Source organism: Pseudomonas sp. 14P5.3.2 (genome assembly GCF_057799175.1).
On the sequence record NZ_JBYOKU010000013.1, the window covers coordinates 89197 to 107100 of the forward strand.

A 17904-nucleotide genomic window follows, 5' to 3' on the forward strand; every position below is an offset into this window, starting at 1 on the left:
CTCCCAACATGCATCAGCCGATTTCGGACGCGCGCTTAACTGCCGCGCGGATCCGTGGATAGGTGCCGCAGCGGCAAATGTTGCCGGAGAGCGCCTGATCGATATCGCTGTCGGTGGGTTTGGGGATTTTCGCCAGCAGCGCGGCGGCAGACATGATCTGCCCCGACTGGCAGTAACCGCACTGCACCACATCGAGTTCGGCCCAGGCCTGCTGCACCGGGTGCGAGCCATCGGTCGAAAGGCCTTCGATGGTGAGAATTTTCTGGCCGTGGGCCACGGCGGTGGCGGGCGTGATACAGGCACGCAACGGAGCGCCATCGACGTGTACGGTGCAGGCGCCGCACTGGGCCATGCCACAGCCGAATTTGGTACCGGTCAGGTGCGCAACGTCACGCAGGACCCAGAGCAACGGCATGTCGGCCGGCACATCGAGTTCCTGATCCTTGCCATTGATATTCAAGGTCAGCATCGGGGATTTTCCTCAGACTCACGGTGTTCTGAAGGGGCGTCGCTACGGCCATCGAAGCCTGTGCGCGCCTCGGCTTATCCCTTTCAGCAAAGCCTAATTTGCGCGTGAAGCCAGACGTTGCGACCACCGGTCATGCCTGCCCCCGAAAATGTCGACTTTAATCCTACGGCTGATAACGGCGCTCATCCGAACCCTCACGACCGGTCTGCGACGAGCGCGGTAACCCATCACAATGGTCAGGAGTCGCGAACATGGGATTTGTCACCACCCAAGACGGCGTCGATATTTTCTACAAGGACTGGGGGCCGAAAGGCGCCCCGGTGATCCACTTCCACCACGGCTGGCCGCTCAGTTCGGATGACTGGGACGCGCAGATGCTGTTCTTTCTGGCCCAGGGCTTTCGGGTGATTGCCCATGACCGTCGCGGGCACGGACGCTCGAGCCAGGTCTGGGACGGCCACGACATGGACCATTACGCCGACGATGCGCTGGCGGTGGTTCAGCATCTGGGGGTGAAGAACGTGGTGCATGTCGGCCACTCCACCGGCGGCGGCGAGGTCATCCACTACATTGCCCGGCATGGTCAGGACAACGTCGCCAAAGGCGTGCTGATCAGCGCGGTACCGCCGCTGATGGTCAAGACCGAAAGCAATCCCGGTGGCTTGCCGAAATCGGTGTTCGATGACTTGCAAGCGCAGCTGGCGGCCAATCGCGCGCAGTTCTATCGCGATGTTCCCAGCGGGCCGTTCTACGGCTACAACCGCCCGGGGGCCAAGCCCTCCGAGGGGATCATCGGCAACTGGTGGCGTCAGGGCATGATCGGCGGCGCCAAGGCGCATTACGACGGGATCGTCGCGTTCTCGCAGACCGATTTCACCGAAGACCTGAAGAAGGTCACCGTGCCGGTGCTGGTGATGCATGGAGAGGATGATCAGATTGTGCCGTATGCGAACTCGGGGCCTTTGTCGGCGAAATTGCTTCCAAATGGCACGTTGAAGTCGTACCCGGGGTTTCCGCACGGGATGCCGACGACAGAGGCAGCGACGATCAATGCCGATCTGCTGGCGTTTATTCGCGGCTGAGGAGAGTGCCGCCTATCTCCTGTAGGAGCGAGCCTGCTCGCGATGGCGATGTATCAGGCAACAAATGTTCAAGCTTTGCTGACGCTATCGCGAGCAGGCTCACTCCTACAAGGGGACTTGATTGGCCTGAAGTGCACTACTCCTCGGAACGACTCGTACGCTCTCGATCACGTTCGTAGTGGTGAGCCAATGGCAGCGCCGGCAACCAGGCCTCACGACGGATAGTCCACAACTCATAAGTCGGCTTGAACTGGTCAGGCTCGTCTAGCGAGCCGACATTCACTTCAATTTCATCCCCCGAATGCGCAAGTACCGGTGAACCACAGCGCGGACAGAACACTCGCCCTTGATACGTGCCAGTCTTGCCGCTGATGGTCACCGCATTTTCGGGGAATATCGCCGAGGCATGGAACAACGCACCGTGATGTTTGCGGCAATCGAGGCAGTGGCAGATGCCGACGCGGTAAGGCTGGCCCGATGCTTCGAAACGCACATCGCCGCACAGGCAACCGCCAGTTAATGGGCTCATGGTGTCTATCCTCTGCCAGACTCTGTTCAGCCTTTGAACATAGCAGGCGCACCAGCGAACGCTCACAATCTGCCTTTTACCGGAGACAGCGCCATGCCTTCACCCGAATCCACCCTTCTGCAGAGTTGGCACGACAACGCCGATGCCTGGATCGAAGTGATCCGCAGCGGTTCCATCGAAAGCCGTCAGCAGGTCACCGATCAGGCGATCCTGCTGGCGATCATGAGCCGTCAACCCGAGCGAGTGCTGGATCTGGGATGCGGTGAAGGCTGGTTGTTGCGGGCGCTGGCAGACCGGGGCATCGATGCGGCGGGTGTCGATGGCGATGCGAAGCTGATCGAGGCAGCACGTGAGGCCGGTTCGGGCAAGCTGCATGTTGCCAGTTACGAGGCGCTGGTCGACGCCCGGGTCGATGTCGGCAGTGATTACGATTTGGTCTGCGCTAATTTCTCGCTGCTGCATCAGGACATCATTGCGCTGCTCGCCGCGATGAATGCGTTGCTGGTTCCCGGCGGCTCCTTGATCATCCAGACCCTGCATCCTTGGGCCGTGGCGGCCGGCGATTATCAGGATGGCTGGCGTGAAGAATCCTTCGCCGGGTTCAAGGGCCAGTGGCAGCCGATGCCGTGGTATTTCCGCACGCTGTCGAGTTGGCTGAATGCCTTGGACATGGCGGGGTTCAGACTGGTCGGCCTGCACGAACCGCAGCATCCGCAAAGTGCGGTGCCGCAGTCCCTGTTGATGATTGCCGAGCAGCGCCCCTTGTAGGAGTGAGCCTGCTCGCGATGGCGTAGGCTCAGGCAACCCCAACGCCTGTACCGACGCCATCGCGAGCAGGCTCACTCCTACAGGGGTTTGTGTTCGACCGCGAAGCACTTGTCGATCTACGGCACCGCCACTCGACCAAGGACTGACTACGCTGATTATCCTGCGTGTCTAACCTGCCGAGGATGACTGCCATGCAACGCTTTCAAAAACTCACACCGTGCCTGTGGTTCGATGATCAGGCCGAAGCCGCTGCGAAGTTCTACTGCTCGGTCTTCGATCATTCGAAAATCACCGGCCTGACCCACTACAGCAAGGTCGGCCAGGAATTTCACGGCAAGCCGGAAGGTGCGGTGATGACCGTCAGTTTCGAACTCGACGGCCAGACCTTCACCGGGCTCAACGGCGGGCCGATGTTCAAGTTCAGTGAAGCCATATCGTTTCAGGTCAATTGCCAGAATCAGGAAGAAGTCGACCACTTCTGGGGCAACCTGTCGGCCGGCGGCCCGGTTGAGGCCCAGCAATGCGGTTGGCTCAAGGACAAGTTCGGGGTGTCGTGGCAAATTGTACCGGTGGCCTTCATGCACATGATGCAAGACCCCGACACCACTAAGTCGCAAAGGGCGATGCAGGCCATGTTCAAGATGAAAAAACTCGACATCGCCGAACTTGAGCGGGCCTTTGCCGGCCAGAGCTAATACACTCCGGTTCTGGCCTGCCGGGAACAATAACGATGAAACACGCCGCCGCCAAAAGCCCTGAAAAAGCGCCACACTTCTGGCGTGACGACGCCCTGCCCTTCATCGAAGCGCGGGCTATCGCCGATGGCCGTGAGGTCTGCTACTCGCGCCATTCCCATGCGCATTTTTCCATCGGTGCGATCACCGCCGGGCGCAGCATTTATGTGCATGAGCAATCGACGTTCGACGTCGCCGCCGGCACCGTGGTACTGATGAACCCGGGCGATGTGCACGCCTGCAATCCGATCGATGATCAGCCGTGGTCGTATCTGATGTTGTATGTGGAAACGCCGTGGCTGACGGACTTGCAGCATCAGTTGGGGTTCAGTACCGAGCTTGAGTTCCGCCGATTTTCCACCACGCATTTGAATGACGCTCGGCTGTTCCGGGCGCTGCAAGGGTTGTACGCCACACTGGTCGATGAGCAGCAGGATGTACTGCGTAAACAGAGCGCAGCGGTGGAGTTTTTCAGCGACCTGCAGCTGCGCCTGAACCCGGCGGAACAACCGTTGCGCGAGCCGAATTTCAAGCTCGAACGCGCCGCCGATTTCATTCGTGAACGCTGTACCGATCTGCTCAGCCTGGAGGACATCTGCACGGCGGCGCAGCTGTCGCCCTCGTACCTGATCCGCGCCTTCAAGCAGCATTACGGCATGACCCCGCACGCGTTCGTGGTCAACCAGCGCATCCAGTTCGCCCGCGAACGCCTGCGCAGCGGCCAGTTGATTGCCGATGTCGCCCTTGAAGCAGGGTTTGCCGATCAAGCGCACTTCCAGCGCGCGTTCAAACAGCATCTGGCCGCGACACCCGGCCAATATCGCGGCTGACAGTTAAAATCGACTACGCTCCAGATCAGCGGCCAATCCCGGCCCGGGAGTTTGCTCTGGATGATTCTGATTCTGTTGCCGTCCGCCGATTACGACCCGACTGAAAGCAGCGTGCCGTGGCAAGCGCTGCACAACGCGGGCATCGAAGCCCGTTTTGCCACGCCGCAAGGCCTGCCTGCCTACGCCGATTCACGGTTGGTGAGCGTTGGGTTCGGGCCGCTGAACCCGATGCTGATGACGCGCAAGGCCGACCTGGACAGTTACGCCCGGATGATCGACAGCGCGGCATTTCTTCAACCGCTGGCGTATGCCGATGTCGACCCGTCTCAGTTCGACGGTCTGCTGATTCCCGGCGGTCATGCCAAAGGCATGCGCAGCCTGCTGGAGTCCGGACAGGCACGGCAAATCGCCCTGCAGTTTTTCAAGGCACAAAAACCCGTGGCGGCGGTGTGTCATGGCGTGCTGTTACTGGCCCGCACCCTTGACCCTGACACCGGACGTTCGGTGTTGTTCGGGCGCAAGGTCACAGCGTTGCTGGCGGCCACCATGGAGTTACCGGCCTGGCTGATGACCTGCGCCTGGCTGGGGCGTTACTTCCGCACTTACCCGCAGACCGTCGAGGCAGAGGTGACTGCCGCACTGTCGCGCCAATCCGACTTTGTACGCGGTCCCCTCATCGCCAGGCGTGATAGCGCAAAAGCGCCGCAAAAAGGGTTTGTGGTGCGCGACGGCAATCTGCTGACGGCGCGCTGGCCCGGTGATTGCCATCGCTTCGCCAAAGAATGGGTCGCCATGCTGCAAGCACGATCGGCTGGGTGAATGACACGAGACTTATGGCAACAACAGATAAATCGCACTCGCCGCCAGCAACAAAGCCATGAACCGATTGAACAGGCGCATCCCCGCCGGATTGCCCAGATACCCACGTAAAAACGTCCCGGCATATACCCAGCAACCCACTGACAAATAACAGATCACCAGATACACCGCCGCAAACTGCCAGACCAGCCGCGCCTCGCCATCGGCGACAAACGCGCCCATCCCCGCCACGCAAGCCAGCCAGGCTTTCGGGTTGAGCCATTGCATCACCGCGCCGTACAACATCGACGGCGCACGCGCCGCCTCGCCGGCATTCAACTGGCCGTCATCAGCCGCCAGTTTCCAGGCCATGAACAACAGAAACGCCACCCCGGCCAGTTGCACCACCCGGGTCAGGGACGGCCACAACGTCAGCACTTCATGCAGCCCCAAGCCCATCAGCACCAGCAGCAACACAAACCCCAACGTCGCCCCCGCCACATGCCGCTGACTGGCCCGGAAGCCGAATTGCGCGCCGGAACTCAACGCCACGATATTCACCGGTCCCGGGGTAATGGACGCCACCAATGCAAACGCCGCCATCGACACAATCAGACTCATCGCACACCTGTTTCAATTCAAGGAACAAGATCGCAACACTAACCAGCGCCACCCTTGGGTGTATTGAACAAAATTACCCCGATTAATCTACAGCATCCTTGAAGGGCATATCACCTGCCCATCACGAATTAACTTTTAACGTTAATCCAACTAACAAATATCCAGATACTTTTGAAAACAGTCTGAAACTCAAAACAGATAAATCACGACGGGCAATGTTTTATATTCCCCGGTAACTTCACAAACAGCCACCCCACCGGTGACTGATCGCTGTATTACATCAACCTGGAAACAGAAGAGTTCGATATGGATATTACCCGCAACCTGTTCAGCGCCGCCCCCGCTTCCGCCGATGAGCAAGAGCGCCTGAACATTGCCAAAGCCCTGGAAAACAGACACTTCCTTCTGCAAAACTCCAGCACCAGCGATGATGCCCTGCAACTCGTCACCGAGGTGATTGCAGGTAGCGATTTCGACCATGCACATCACGCCGGCAAACTATTGCTACGCACGGTAATCCACCATCCGGAATTCGCCAGCCTCACTGAAAAACTGAGCATCGACAAGAACCATTGGTTCATGGTGTTGAGCAATGGCGAAGTTTATGCCGCCCATGAAGAAACAGGTTCTACCGGCACTTACATTCATTACAGCATCATTACCGATCAACTTTATGAAGTCGAAGCGCTGCGCGCCGATGTTGAACTTCTGGCCAATGGCGCCCGGCGTACTGGCGGCATCATTTCTTCCGGCAACAAAGTCCCCTTGCGCAACTGGTTGATCTTTCAGGATATCGACCGACCTGAAGACGAAGCCGCCATCGCCAACCTGATCGACTGCCTGAAATTCACCCTGCCGCCCGCGCCGAAGTTCGGCAACTACTGGGGCATCAGCGAAGAAGCCGCCGACGCTGCGCTGATTGTCGAACCCGAGCAATACCCGCTGATCCTGCAGCAGGTGCGCAAGCGCATGGCCGATGCTGGCCGGCATGCCGAACCGTTGATCAACTATCTGACAGATGCGCTGCTGGTGAAGAAAAGTGGCGCGCTGGTGATGGAGGATCCGCGCCTGGCGTGGGAACACCTGCTGGAAACGCGTGAAGCCCGGGAGTTTGCGCAAACCTGTCTCGAAGCCCTGCATGGCCCGGACCCGGCACCGGCAATGACCGAAATCACGCGCAGTCGGTTGCTGCTCGCCGCTGTCGTGCTGGATCTGGACATGGGTTCGGAAGAACGGGTCGCGACGCATCGTGGCTTGCGTTACGCGCCGTTGCACGTGCACGAAACCTCGGCCCAGGCCCGTGCTCGCCTGAAACAGCAGTTCGAGCAGATCAACCGTGCCGATCCGTTCGCCGCGCACCTGGCGGTGGAGCTGGTGCTGGCGGGCCAGTCCCCGGAGTTCCTGGTGCTGACCCCGCAGACGCTGTTGATCGGTTCGCCCGGTTGGGTATTGTTGCGCAAAGCGGTGCTGCTGACGGAACGCATCGCGCCCGGGCTGTCCCTGACACTGTCCTACGCCCAACTGATCAAATTCGCCGCGCTTGCACCGCTCAGCGACGCTCAAAGGACCGTGCATCAAGTCCTCAATCTGCAATGCGTGATGGACTGGGCAGCCATCAACGAAATGCTCCCCGATGAAAACGCGGCACTGACGCCAGAAGGCGTTGCAACAGCAGCGATGAATCACTACAGCGCTTATGCCAAGGAATTGGAAGACGCACTGCACGCCATTACGGCGGCCCCGGTCAGCCGCCGCAAACTGGCAAGACAAACGCTGCTGGACGCCGGCATTGCTAATCAGGGAGAAATGTTCGCTTCACCGCACAACAAGGGTGGTTTGATCCGCGACACGGTGATCAATCTTTACCTCGCCAACCAGCTGCATCGGAAAAACCTCACCAGCAAATCGAGCAAGCGCAATCTGCACGATGTGCATCCCGGCCTGGCGGATCTTGCGCCCGTCAACGGGTTGTACGCTGAGCAGCTCAAACCGCAGCACGAACGCTTCAAGGCGGGTATCAGCACGATGATCCGGCTGGCGTTTTCCAACCTGAGCCTGAGTGAACGGCAAGCGCTGACCCAGGGCGCGTCAACCGTGTACCTGGTGCGCGGCAACCGCAACATTCCCGGTCACAGCGCCGACCACTTCTCCCCGCACGGCGTGGTCATCCTGTGTCGTCACAAATCGAAGCACCATTGCTTCGAGTTGTTCCCGCTACAGGGGCTGTGCCGTACCAGCGAACGTCTGGCCGAGGCTTACTTCAAGGCGTCAGCGTTCAACGAAGACACCGGCAGCTTCGACGAAGCGACCAATGAGGAAACAGGAGTTTTCCCGCGCCTCACCTACCTCGAAAACATCGTGAGCGAGCACAAGGCTTACTTCGAAGGCGCAACGCCTCGGCCAACCGAACAGGCGGACATCAACCGGTTACTGCCGCGCCACCATTGGCAACTTGAAGAGTATGCGCAGATTCGCGAGTTCGGCATGCTGCTTGATCGGCTGGGGGAATTTGCCGAGCACAACGAACCTTCCGCCTGGCATGTCTCGCCGATGGACAGTTTTCGCTCCGCCAGGCTCAAGGACATGGCCGACTTCATTGCACAAAAGAACCCGGCCATCACCTATGACGAGTATTACCGGATGGGCTATGACCAGACTGAATACGAAGAGCAGCAGGAGGAGTACGAACGCGTTGCCAACATCATTCTGAATATCTTCATTCCGTTCCGGGGCTGTATTCAGCAACTGACGTCGGATGATCCGGATCAACGCAGCGGGGCGGCCTTCAGCTGTGTCATCGACGCCCTCGCCGTGGCCTTTGTCTTTATCGGGGCGGCCGGGGCCCTGGCCAAAGCCGCGGCCAGCAGCACGCGGCTGTTAAGCCTCAGCCGCGTGGCCGGCAATGTTCTGGTATCGCTGTTCAACCCGCTGGACGGCGTTCCACAACTGCTGGTCGGCACCGGCAAACTGCTGGGTAAAAGTGCGCTGAAGCTCACTCATTACGGCAACACCGTCAGCCGTATCAGTGCTCGTCAACTCCGGCGGCTGACCAGCACCAGCAGCGGCTCTTATGACCTGGTCAAAGCGCTGGGCAAGTCCGGGGCGGCGGCGGAGATTCGCATGACATTACCGACGGTGGCGCACGGGCGAGCACTGTTTCAGGATGACAGCATTGAAACCGCCAGCCAGATCCTCAAGCGCCTGCTGGACCAGAACACTACGCTACCCAAAGGTGCCAGCTACGCGGAGCTGGACCAGCTGTACAAAAATGCACTGGTGAGTACCACACGCAAACTGCAAAAGACTCAGGAGCTGGAGGCCCTGATCGGCCAGACGGCACTCGATGATCTGTTGACAACGTTCATGACAAAGAACCGCCACGAATACAGCGCCGCGCGCTCAGCCGGCAGCGAATATTCTGATTTGCTGGAGTCGTTCAGCGAGTTGGAGGCGCGTAAGGTTATCTACATGAAAAACCATCAGCAGAATGTGCTGAAACAGGATCTGGGCGCAGCGCCTTACAACGGCGTGGTGCCCGAGTCACGTTACAACCCTAAAGGCTTTACCGATAACGCCCAGCGAGCCGGAGCGTGGATCGTTCATGCTTCGAACTCACCGGGCAACGACCTCGACAGTATCGTAGCCATACTGCGAGAGTACGCCAACAGCAACAAGCCCCTCACTGACCCGGATCTGATCCGCCAGTTACACGTCAGTATCGCGCCGGCGACCGCTGACATCATTCGTGTAGGCACGCACCCTACAAAATATGGCAGCAACATCAGTGGCTTTTCTTTGATGAAGGGTCATCTGAAGCTTCTCGACCCCGCCCATGAACACTTCGGCAAGCAAATGTTCGCTACGGTCGCGGGCTTTCATGTGTTCGGTGACGGCAACGGCCGCACGGGTCGCGCCCTGTATGCGATCCACGAGCTGCGACACAACCGTTTCAGTCCGCTGTCAAAAGAATCGATCAGCGCGCTCCATGGCCTCGACGGCGATTTGTAATCCCGACTAGACCTATGGCCCGGCCGGTATCAACCGACCGGGCTATTTCATCATTCGCCCGCAAGCATCACCGGCACCGTAAACCGAAACTCCGTGCCCTGCCCCGGCTCACTGCTGGCCTCGATCCGCCCGCCGTGGGCCTCGACGATGCCTTGGGTGATGTACAAACCCAGTCCGGTTCCGGTCGGATTCCCCTCCTTCACCGTCCAGTAACGATCAAACACCCGCGCCAGGTTTTCCTTGGGAATGCCTTCGCCAGTGTCACGCACAGTAAACACGATCTCTTTACCGTCAGATTTGGCCAGCACGCCCACCGAGCCTTTGCGCGGGGTGAACTTGATCGCGTTGCCGATCAGGTTCGACAACACCTGAAACAGGCGTTCCGGGTCGGCATGGATTTTCAGGTCGGGATCGGCTTCGAACGAGATGCTGATGTCCTTGTCCAGCGCCAGTGGTCCGAGCAGTGACTGGGTTTCTTCGAACATCTGCCCGACATCCAGGGTCTGCGGCGCAATGGTGTAGCGCCCGGCATCGATTTTCGAGGTATCGAGCAAGTCTTCCAGCAGCGTGTTCATCCGCCCGGCTGCCTGCTGCATGGTGTCGATGGCCGTGGAGATGCGCCGCGAAGTGTGCGGCCCATCGGAGCTGAAGGCCTTGTGCAACATGCCGCAGAGCATCGAAATCACCGTCATCGGATTGCGCAGATCATGCGAGACCACCGCCACCAGTTCATCACGGGCGCGTACCGCTTCCTGCTCGCGGCACACTTGGCGGGCGAGGTCATTTTCCAGTGCCGAACGACGCAGATCATTGGCGGCAAACAGATCGCCATGGCTCCATTTGGTGGAGATCCCGGCCATCTCGACTTTCCAGATTTCGAACGAGGTGCGCGGACGCAGACGCAGGCCGGCGTCGGAGTTTTCCAGGTCCAGCGGTTTGCGCGGGTCACCGCTCCAGTTGATGTTCTCCTTGACCTCGGGGCGGAACCACAACACGCCGTTGTCCACCGGTTTGGGCAGGCTCATGGCGAGCACGCCGCTGGCCACTGGCTGAAACTGCGTGGCCGGCGGATAGACGCTCGCCAAGTGATGGCTGGCGAACACCGGCTCGCCGGTTTCCTGCAACCATTTGTGCAGCGCGCGAATCTCTTCCGGCTCCGGGCAGTTGCCGTAACGGTGCAGCTGTTTGTCTTCGATAATCGCAATGCCCCCGGCCCCGGCCAGCGCCATCAGCACTTGCGGCTGCTGCGCCAGACCATCGAAGACATTTTCCGGCGAGTCGATCATTGCTTGATTGAGCAGCGCCAGCGCCTCGACTTTTTCTTCGCGCTGGCGGCTGATTTCCAGCGACTCCATCGCACTGATCTGCAGCGACAGCACCTGGCCGATGGTCTGACACGCGCTGCGCAGTTCGTGCGGCACATGCAGCGGCTGACGGTTGCCGCAACTGATCAGGCCCCAGAGCTTGTCGCCCTTGAGCAGGGAAATACTCATCGACGACAGCACGCCCATGTTCTTCATGTACTGGCAGTGAATCGGCGACACGCTGCGCAGGGTGGCGAAACTCAGGTCCAGCGGGGTCTGGGTGTCCGGACGCAGCTTGGGCACCAGCGGCACTGGCTGGTAATCGGCATTCGGGATGATCCGCAGCCAGTTGGTGCGGTACAGCTCGCGCGCCTGCTCGGGGATGTCCGAGGCCGGGAAGAACAGGCCATTGAACACTTCCATCGACGGATCGGACGCCTCGGCGATGACCTGACCGTGACCCTCCTCCTCGAAGCGATAGATCAGCACCCGGTCGTACCCGGTCATCGCCTGGATTTCCTTGACGCTGATTTCATACAGCGCCTGCAACGTGGTGGCCGCTTGCAGACGCTGGAGCATACGTCCCAGATTGGTTGGATTGCTGGCGACGTTACGCGGCTGGAAATTCTCGACGTGGATTTCCAGTTCCAGAATCAATACGCCCTGATGACGGTGCAGCAGCCCTTCGAACGCAGTGCCGTTGAGCCGAAAATGCAGCGGTCCGGCATCGGCAAACACCGGATGCAGCAACGCGTCGCTAACGGCCGCCGCATGTGCCTCACCCAGCAACTTGTGCAGCGGCTGGCCGATCAGTTCCTGCGCCGGACGTGCCAGCAGGGTCTCGACGTTGGCGCTGATCTGAATGATCTCCAGCGCCGGCTCGCTCAGAGTCAGCAGCAAACCGTGGGGCTGGATCGCCCCGGGAAAGCGGATCGGTTCGTCGGCACAGTTGGCCAGCAGTTCTTCAAAGGCTTCTTTGTCTTGCGGAGTCATGCCAGTACCTCCCGGCTTTCGAGCCAACGCTCGAAACAGCTGAATGTGGTTTGGGCCGCCGCAACCACGGCCTCACGTTCGCCCGCATCCAGCGACCGACTGCCCAGGTATTCAATGAAATCGCGCCAGCGGCGACCGGTGGCGGCGCCATAAATGTCGAGGAATGCCGCGCCATTGTCGGCGTTCAGGCGCAACCTCGAGGCGATTTCGCGGCGCAGAATCTGCCCGCCAAGGGTTGCCCCTTCCAGCACATACAACACCCCCAGGCAGGTCGCGCTGGAGTCGATCACGGGCAACGACTGACACAGCGGCAGACGGGCGATGGTCTCGGCCGTCAGGCCCAGAGCCTGCAGATCATTTAACAGGGTCTGCGACTTGAGACGTGGCGTGAGATCGAAATCGGCAGGGATCGAGCCGCTGTCGAGCAATGCGCTTTCCAGCGGTCGATAAAAGCCGTAGTAGGCCTGCATCAGCCGCAAAAAAGCGTTGGAATCGAGGGTATCGGAGAAAAAAGGAAGACGTTTTTCCAGTGCGATATGCAACTCGGCAGTACCGGCTCGCAGATCTTGCAGCACCAGTGGCACATAAACTTCACGGGCCTTTGCTTGCATGTAAATCGCTCTTGGTGGGGCCGCTTCGGGGCCATGCGGGGTGCTTGCAACGTTGGACGGATACTACACGGCAAATGCCTTTTCTGACCTGGCGCACAGTTTTTTTTCGGACGAAACCATCGCCTTCTGACCTTTCAGAGTTCCGCAAAATCGGAAAAGTTCGACTCGATTAAAGAGGTTATCGAAGCTGTACCGCGACAGCACCGCGTGACTGTACGGGTCAGCGCGCCCGCAGCCTGTGATAAAAAAGCGTCATCGCTTCTGGAGCCCAAGCCCATGGACCTCGCCACGCTGTCGCTGTTTCTCCCGGCCTGTTTCGCCCTGAACATGGCCCCCGGCCCGAACAACCTGCTGTCGGTCAGCAATGCCACCCGCTATGGCTATCGCCGGGCCTGCGCGGCCGGCGTCGGGCGGATTATCGCGTTCGCCGGGATGATCGCCCTCGCCGGCGCCGGGTTGTCGGTGGTGCTGCAGACCTCGGAATGGCTGTTCCATGCGATCAAGATCATTGGCGCGGCGTACCTGCTGTACCTCGCCTGGCAACTGTGGCGCGCCAACCCCGAGGCTGAGCAGCAGGTGGCGGGAGCGTCGGTGGGGTTCTGGCGGTTGGCGCGTCAGGAGTTCCTGGTGGCGGCGGGCAATCCGAAAGCAATCCTGCTGTTCACGGCATTCCTGCCGCAATTCGTTGACCCGAACCGCCCAGTGCCAGCGCAATTCGCCGTGCTCGGCGCGCTGTTCCTGCTGCTGGAATGGATCGCCATCGGCGCCTACGCCTGGATGGGCCTGCACATGCGCCGCTGGTTCGCCGAGCCGCGCGGCAAGCGGATCTTCAACCGTTGCTGCGCGGGGCTGTTGTCGGCGGCGGCTTCGGTGCTGTTGATGGCCAAACGGGCGTGAGGCCTAGGCCTCTGACGGCCCTTTGAGTTCGACCTGATTGCCGTCCGGGTCGAAACAATACAGCGACAGACCGTAGCCCTCGGCGCCGAAGCGTCTGGCGGCTTTTTCCACGCTCAGGCCGTGTGCCTGCAAGTGTTGGGTCAGCGCCGGTTCGTCGAAGGGTTCGATACGCAGGCAGAAGTGATCGACGTTGCGTCGCTCAGTGCCGGCCGCCCCGCCGCCCTTCTTGCCCAGCTCGCCCTGCAAGTCGACAAGGTCGATCATCGAAGTCCCGGCGCGCAGATGCACCAGCCCCAATGGCTCGTTGTGCTTGACCACCTCGGCACCGAATACCTGACCGTAGAAATCGATACTGCGTCGCAGATCGGCGACCCGCAGGACGATGTGATCGAGGTGTTGAATGATGAACGGCTGCATGGGTTGGCTCCATCGAATCGGCGATCCGCTGATTGTGGTGCAGAATCGAAAAAATTCACTGTCGATTTTTCGGTGGAGCCATCGAGAATCTGGTTTTACTCTCAGGCCATGAACATACAAACCGCACTGCTGCCGCCCCTCGCCGAGATGGTTCGCGCCATGCTCGAACGTGACACTGCCTACGAAGGAGTGTTCTTCACGGCCGTGAAAACCACCGGGATCTTCTGCCGCCCCAGTTGCACGGCGCGCAAGCCGAAACCGGAGAACGTCGAGTTCTTCGCCCATGCCGATGAGTGCCTGTCGGCCGGTTATCGCGCCTGCCTGCGCTGCAAACCGCTGGACGCTGCTGCCATCGCCCCCGACTGGGTGCAGCGCCTGCTGAAAGCCGTCGATGCCGACCCGGAGGTGCGCTGGAGTGATGCACAGTTGCTGGCCGAAGGTATTGAACCGCTGAAACTGCGGCGCTGGTTCAAGCAGCATTTCGGCATGACTTTTCATGCGTGGCTGCGTACCCGCCGGCTCGGCATGGCGCTGGGCGGGATTCGCCAAGGCACCTCGATTGACCATGCGGCGTTCGACTCAGGCTACGAATCGCTCAGTGGTTTTCGCGATGCGTTCCAAAAGTCGTTCCACATCACCCCGGGGCGCGCGGCCAACAGTGAGCCGCTACTGTTCACCCGCCTGACCACGCCGCTGGGGCCGATGATCGCCATGGCCGAACGGCGCGGACTGGTGTTGCTGGAGTTTCTCGATCGCCCGGCGCTGACCCGCGAAGTCGAAGCGTTACAGACCCGCCATGGCTACGTGGTCGCGCCTGGGCACAACGCGCATTTGCAGCAGATCGAAGAGCAGCTCAACGAATATTTTGCCGGGACGCGCACTCTGTTCAGCGTGCCGCTGCACCTGCCCGGCAGCGCGTTCGACCGGCAAGTCTGGGAGCAACTGCTGCACATTCCTTATGGACACACCAGCACCTACGGCAACCTCGCCGCACGCCTGGGCAAACCCGGCGCCAGTCGTGCGGTGGGGCTGGCCAACGGGCACAATCGGTTGGCGATCGTGGTGCCGTGCCATCGGGTGATCGGTGCGGACGGTTCGCTGACCGGCTATGGTGGTGGGCAGCCGCGCAAGGCGTTTCTGCTGCGGCTGGAAAACGCTGCGGTGCAGCTCACGCAACCACTGGCTTTCTGAAGATTTGCACCACTCACTAGAAGGGATTTCGATGAACGCGCTCGACACTCGGTTTCACCAGTTACACCAGGATGGCCTGCTGATCCTGACCAACGTCGCCGACGCCACCGGTGCGCGGCTGGTCGAGCAAGCGGGCGGCAAGGCTGTCGCTACCAGTAGCGCGGCGGTCGCGTGGGCGCACGGCTATGCGGATGGCAACACCCTGCCCCTCGAACGGCTGATTTCAACCGTGGAATCCATCGCCCGTGTGATCAAGGTGCCGTTGAGCGTGGACATCGAGGCCGGTTATTCCGATGACCTCGGGCGCGTGGCCGAAGTCATCGACGCGGTGCTCGCTGCCGGTGCGGTCGGGATCAATATCGAGGACGGCAGCGGCGCCCCGGAACTGTTGGTGCGCAAGATCGAAGTGGCACGCGAAGTCGCCCGCAAGCGCGAGGTGAAGCTGTTCATCAACGCGCGCACCGACGTCTACCTCAAGAGTCTGGTACCGGCCGAGGATCGCGTCGCCGAAACCCTGCGCCGTTCGGCGTTGTACCAGGCGGCCGGGGCCGATGGCTTGTTTGCTGCCGGCGTGACTGCCGCGTATGAAATCGAAGCAATCTGCAAGGGCACGTCACTGCCGGTGAACGTGCTCGGCTTCGCCTGCCTGCCCTCGCCGACTGAGCTGCAAGCCCTGGGCGTGCGCCGCTTGAGTGCCGGTTCCGGTATCGCCGAATTCCTTTATGGCGCGATGGGTTCGCTGGTGAAGAGCTTCCTCGCCAGTGGCAAGCTCGACACCCACGACCTCAAGGCGCTGACCTACGGCGAAGTCAACGGCCTGCTGAAATAGCATGTTGGATCGTTATCAGGTGGCCAGCGAGTTTCTGGCCGCGCTCGACGAGGACTGGCAGCGACACATTGCAGCCATCGGCCCTTGCCTGCATCAACCGCACCCGACGCGTGATCCTTACGAATCGCTGGTGCGGGCGATTGCCTATCAGCAGCTGCACGCCAAGGCTGGGGATGCGATTGTCGGGCGCCTGGTGGCGTTGTTTCCTGGGCAGACGTTTCCCCGGCCTGAGCAGATTCTCGCGACCGACTTCGATCAGTTGCGCGGCTGCGGCTTTTCGGCGGGCAAGATTGCGACTATTCAGGGCATCGCCCAGGCGACGCTGGACGGCGTGGTGCCGGATTATCCCACCGCGCTGGCGATGGACGACGAGGCGCTGATCGAACGCTTGGTCAGCCTGCGCGGGGTTGGCCGCTGGACGGTGGAGATGTTGTTGATCTACAGCCTCGAACGCATGGATATTTTGCCGGCGGATGACTTTGGCGTGCGCGAGGGCTATCGGCGCTTGAAGGGGCTGGAGGTGCAGCCGACGCGCAAGCAGATGATCGAGATCGGCTTGGCGTGGAGTCCGTATCGGACGGTGGCGGCGTGGTATTTGTGGCGTGTGGCCAAGGGATAGACCGCGTTATCGTTCTTCGCGAGCAAGCCCGCTCCCACATTTTGAAATGCGTTCCCCCTGTGGGAGCGGGCTTGCTCGCGAAGGCGCCAGTCGATTCAACCTCAAATCAGAGACCAGACTTCAACCGGCTGAACGCCCGAATCAAAGCCCGGTTGAACGCCTTGCCATTGTCATTCTTGCTGTATAGCGAAGCCCGCACCGACTCCGACGGATACGTCCCCGGATCATTTCGGATCGAGGCATCGACCAAAGCATCCGCCGCCGTGATCGCATTGGCGTAATGGATGGTGTCCGTGATCGGCGCGATCACTTCGGGAGTCATCAGGTAATCCATCAACGCCAGCCCGGCCTGCGGATGCGGCGCGTCCTTGGGAAGGACCATGGCGTCGAACCAGATCAGCGTGCCCTCCTTCGGGATGCGGTAACTGAGCTGGAACGGCTTGCTCGCCGCTTGCGCCTGCCCTGCTGCAATCGCCACGTTGCCGTTCCACGACATCGCCACGCAGGTGTTGCCGTTGGCCAGGTCGCTGATGTTCAGGTCGTTGTCGAAGTAGCGAATGTACGGACGGATCTTCGCCAGTTGCTGCTCGGCGAGCTTCAGGTCATCAAGGTTCTGCCGGTTGATGTCCAGGCCCAGGTACTTCATGACCGCGGCGAACACTTCGTTTGGATCGTTGAGCAGACTCACCCCGCAATCGGCAAATTTAGAGACCACTGCCGGATCGAACAGCATCGCCCAACTGTCCGTCGGCGCCTCCGGCAGACGCTGCTTGATCGCCTGCTCCTGATAACCGACGCCGGTCGTGCCCCAAGCGTAGATTCCAGCAAAGCGGTTGCCCGGATCGAACACCGCCATGTGCTGACGGAACTCTTCACCGACGCCGGAAAAATGCGGCACCCGCGCCTTGTCCAGCGGCTGGATCGCACCGCTCTCGATGGCCCGCGACAGGTGCTGGCCGGCGGTCAGCACCAGGTCATAACCGCTGCGCCCGGTGAGCAGTTTGGTCTCCACGGTTTCCAGCGAATCAAAGTGATCGGCGACCACATGAATGCCGGTCTGCGCCTCGAAATTCTTCAGCGTATCCGGGGCCAGATACTCGCCCCAGATGTACAGGTTGACCACCGGTCTGGCGGTGTCGGCGGCCTGCACACACAGGGGTGCAAGCACCAGCAGTAACGCTTGAGTCAGTTTGTGCAGGCCCAT

The 17904-nt window shown here is 60.4% G+C and carries 17 protein-coding genes; 10 read left to right on the top strand and 7 right to left on the bottom strand.

Annotated elements, in window-relative coordinates:
• Nucleotides 1-13 precede the first annotated feature (13 nt).
• Complete coding sequence (locus AC27VU_RS13125) at nt 14-469, bottom strand: (2Fe-2S)-binding protein (protein ID WP_003224136.1); 456 nt, start codon at nt 467-469, stop codon at nt 14-16.
• 251 nt (nt 470-720) lie between these two features.
• On the opposite strand from AC27VU_RS13125, the gene AC27VU_RS13130 reads away from it, so the two are divergent.
• Nucleotides 721-1551, top strand: a complete 831-nt coding sequence (locus AC27VU_RS13130) for an alpha/beta fold hydrolase (protein WP_488724223.1) — start codon at nt 721-723, stop codon at nt 1549-1551.
• 136 nt (nt 1552-1687) lie between these two features.
• On the opposite strand, the gene AC27VU_RS13135 is transcribed toward AC27VU_RS13130, so the two are convergent.
• Nucleotides 1688-2080, bottom strand: a complete 393-nt coding sequence (locus tag AC27VU_RS13135; RefSeq protein WP_488724224.1) for a GFA family protein — start codon at nt 2078-2080, stop codon at nt 1688-1690.
• A 93-nt stretch (nt 2081-2173) separates the two neighbouring features.
• On the opposite strand from AC27VU_RS13135, the gene AC27VU_RS13140 reads away from it, so the two are divergent.
• The 4 genes from AC27VU_RS13140 to AC27VU_RS13155 all read left to right on the top strand — a co-directional run bounded on the left by AC27VU_RS13140 (nt 2174) and on the right by AC27VU_RS13155 (nt 5231).
• Nucleotides 2174-2848, top strand: a complete 675-nt coding sequence (locus AC27VU_RS13140; protein ID WP_488724225.1) for a class I SAM-dependent methyltransferase — start codon at nt 2174-2176, stop codon at nt 2846-2848.
• A gap of 191 nt (nt 2849-3039) precedes the next feature.
• Nucleotides 3040-3543, top strand: coding sequence for a VOC family protein (locus AC27VU_RS13145; protein ID WP_003224132.1), 504 nt, complete (start codon nt 3040-3042; stop codon nt 3541-3543).
• 35 nt (nt 3544-3578) lie between these two features.
• Nucleotides 3579-4412 (top strand): AraC family ligand binding domain-containing protein, encoded by an 834-nt coding sequence (locus tag AC27VU_RS13150; protein ID WP_488724226.1) that lies wholly within the window; start codon nt 3579-3581, stop codon nt 4410-4412.
• A 60-nt stretch (nt 4413-4472) separates the two neighbouring features.
• The gene (locus tag AC27VU_RS13155; protein ID WP_488724227.1) at nt 4473-5231 is read left to right on the top strand and encodes a DJ-1/PfpI family protein; all 759 of its coding nucleotides are present in this window, start codon (nt 4473-4475) and stop codon (nt 5229-5231) included.
• A 12-nt stretch (nt 5232-5243) separates the two neighbouring features.
• Here the strand turns inward: AC27VU_RS13155 and AC27VU_RS13160 are convergent, their stop codons facing one another.
• Entirely contained in the window at nt 5244-5831 is a 588-nt protein-coding gene (locus AC27VU_RS13160; RefSeq protein ID WP_226501712.1) for a LysE family translocator, read from the bottom strand.
• Between the two features lie 306 nt (nt 5832-6137).
• Here AC27VU_RS13160 and AC27VU_RS13165 point away from each other — a divergent pair, with 306 nt between their 5' ends.
• Complete coding sequence (locus tag AC27VU_RS13165; protein WP_488724228.1) at nt 6138-9839, top strand: hypothetical protein; 3702 nt, start codon at nt 6138-6140, stop codon at nt 9837-9839.
• 50 nt (nt 9840-9889) lie between these two features.
• Here the strand turns inward: AC27VU_RS13165 and AC27VU_RS13170 are convergent, their stop codons facing one another.
• Together AC27VU_RS13170 and AC27VU_RS13175 are read right to left on the bottom strand one after the other, a co-directional pair.
• Nucleotides 9890-12136, bottom strand: coding sequence for an ATP-binding protein (locus AC27VU_RS13170; protein ID WP_488724229.1), 2247 nt, complete (start codon nt 12134-12136; stop codon nt 9890-9892).
• Entirely contained in the window at nt 12133-12747 is a 615-nt protein-coding gene (locus AC27VU_RS13175) for a biliverdin-producing heme oxygenase (RefSeq protein ID WP_488724230.1), read from the bottom strand. The genes AC27VU_RS13170 and AC27VU_RS13175 overlap by 4 nt, the downstream gene beginning before the upstream one ends.
• A gap of 276 nt (nt 12748-13023) precedes the next feature.
• Between AC27VU_RS13175 and AC27VU_RS13180 the strand changes: the two genes are divergently transcribed.
• Complete coding sequence (locus AC27VU_RS13180) at nt 13024-13644, top strand: LysE family translocator (protein ID WP_488724231.1); 621 nt, start codon at nt 13024-13026, stop codon at nt 13642-13644.
• A gap of 3 nt (nt 13645-13647) precedes the next feature.
• On the opposite strand, the gene AC27VU_RS13185 is transcribed toward AC27VU_RS13180, so the two are convergent.
• A complete protein-coding gene (locus tag AC27VU_RS13185; RefSeq protein ID WP_488724232.1) occupies nt 13648-14061 on the bottom strand; it encodes a VOC family protein in 414 nt (137 codons plus the stop codon).
• A gap of 108 nt (nt 14062-14169) precedes the next feature.
• Between AC27VU_RS13185 and AC27VU_RS13190 the strand changes: the two genes are divergently transcribed.
• Genes AC27VU_RS13190 through AC27VU_RS13200 form a run of 3 tightly spaced genes read left to right on the top strand, consistent with a single transcriptional unit; the run spans nt 14170 to nt 16700 of the window.
• Nucleotides 14170-15252, top strand: coding sequence for a bifunctional transcriptional activator/DNA repair enzyme AdaA (locus AC27VU_RS13190; protein ID WP_488724233.1), 1083 nt, complete (start codon nt 14170-14172; stop codon nt 15250-15252).
• 31 nt (nt 15253-15283) lie between these two features.
• Entirely contained in the window at nt 15284-16081 is a 798-nt protein-coding gene (locus AC27VU_RS13195; RefSeq protein ID WP_103485704.1) for an isocitrate lyase/PEP mutase family protein, read from the top strand.
• A 1-nt stretch (nt 16082) separates the two neighbouring features.
• The gene (locus tag AC27VU_RS13200) at nt 16083-16700 is read left to right on the top strand and encodes a DNA-3-methyladenine glycosylase family protein (RefSeq protein ID WP_488724234.1); all 618 of its coding nucleotides are present in this window, start codon (nt 16083-16085) and stop codon (nt 16698-16700) included.
• Between the two features lie 106 nt (nt 16701-16806).
• Here the strand turns inward: AC27VU_RS13200 and AC27VU_RS13205 are convergent, their stop codons facing one another.
• Nucleotides 16807-17904 (bottom strand): extracellular solute-binding protein, encoded by a 1098-nt coding sequence (locus tag AC27VU_RS13205; RefSeq protein ID WP_488724235.1) that lies wholly within the window; start codon nt 17902-17904, stop codon nt 16807-16809.

Bases quoted from the DNA above. Each gene is read 5' to 3' on its own strand.
- AC27VU_RS13130 (WP_488724223.1), top strand. From the start codon at position 721: ATGGGATTTGTCACCACCCAAGACGGCGTCGATATTTTCTACAAGGAC.
- AC27VU_RS13140 (WP_488724225.1), top strand. From the start codon at position 2,174: ATGCCTTCACCCGAATCCACCCTTCTGCAGAGTTGGCACGACAACGCC.
- AC27VU_RS13190 (WP_488724233.1), top strand. From the start codon at position 14,170: ATGAACATACAAACCGCACTGCTGCCGCCCCTCGCCGAGATGGTTCGC.
- AC27VU_RS13195 (WP_103485704.1), top strand. From the start codon at position 15,284: ATGAACGCGCTCGACACTCGGTTTCACCAGTTACACCAGGATGGCCTG.
- AC27VU_RS13150 (WP_488724226.1), top strand. From the start codon at position 3,579: ATGAAACACGCCGCCGCCAAAAGCCCTGAAAAAGCGCCACACTTCTGG.
- AC27VU_RS13205 (WP_488724235.1), bottom strand. From the start codon at position 17,904: ATGGGCCTGCACAAACTGACTCAAGCGTTACTGCTGGTGCTTGCACCC.
- AC27VU_RS13155 (WP_488724227.1), top strand. From the start codon at position 4,473: ATGATTCTGATTCTGTTGCCGTCCGCCGATTACGACCCGACTGAAAGC.
- AC27VU_RS13165 (WP_488724228.1), top strand. From the start codon at position 6,138: ATGGATATTACCCGCAACCTGTTCAGCGCCGCCCCCGCTTCCGCCGAT.
- AC27VU_RS13170 (WP_488724229.1), bottom strand. From the start codon at position 12,136: ATGACTCCGCAAGACAAAGAAGCCTTTGAAGAACTGCTGGCCAACTGT.
- AC27VU_RS13185 (WP_488724232.1), bottom strand. From the start codon at position 14,061: ATGCAGCCGTTCATCATTCAACACCTCGATCACATCGTCCTGCGGGTC.
- AC27VU_RS13135 (WP_488724224.1), bottom strand. From the start codon at position 2,080: ATGAGCCCATTAACTGGCGGTTGCCTGTGCGGCGATGTGCGTTTCGAA.
- AC27VU_RS13175 (WP_488724230.1), bottom strand. From the start codon at position 12,747: ATGCAAGCAAAGGCCCGTGAAGTTTATGTGCCACTGGTGCTGCAAGAT.
- AC27VU_RS13125 (WP_003224136.1), bottom strand. From the start codon at position 469: ATGCTGACCTTGAATATCAATGGCAAGGATCAGGAACTCGATGTGCCG.
- AC27VU_RS13200 (WP_488724234.1), top strand. From the start codon at position 16,083: ATGTTGGATCGTTATCAGGTGGCCAGCGAGTTTCTGGCCGCGCTCGAC.
- AC27VU_RS13160 (WP_226501712.1), bottom strand. From the start codon at position 5,831: ATGAGTCTGATTGTGTCGATGGCGGCGTTTGCATTGGTGGCGTCCATT.
- AC27VU_RS13180 (WP_488724231.1), top strand. From the start codon at position 13,024: ATGGACCTCGCCACGCTGTCGCTGTTTCTCCCGGCCTGTTTCGCCCTG.
- AC27VU_RS13145 (WP_003224132.1), top strand. From the start codon at position 3,040: ATGCAACGCTTTCAAAAACTCACACCGTGCCTGTGGTTCGATGATCAG.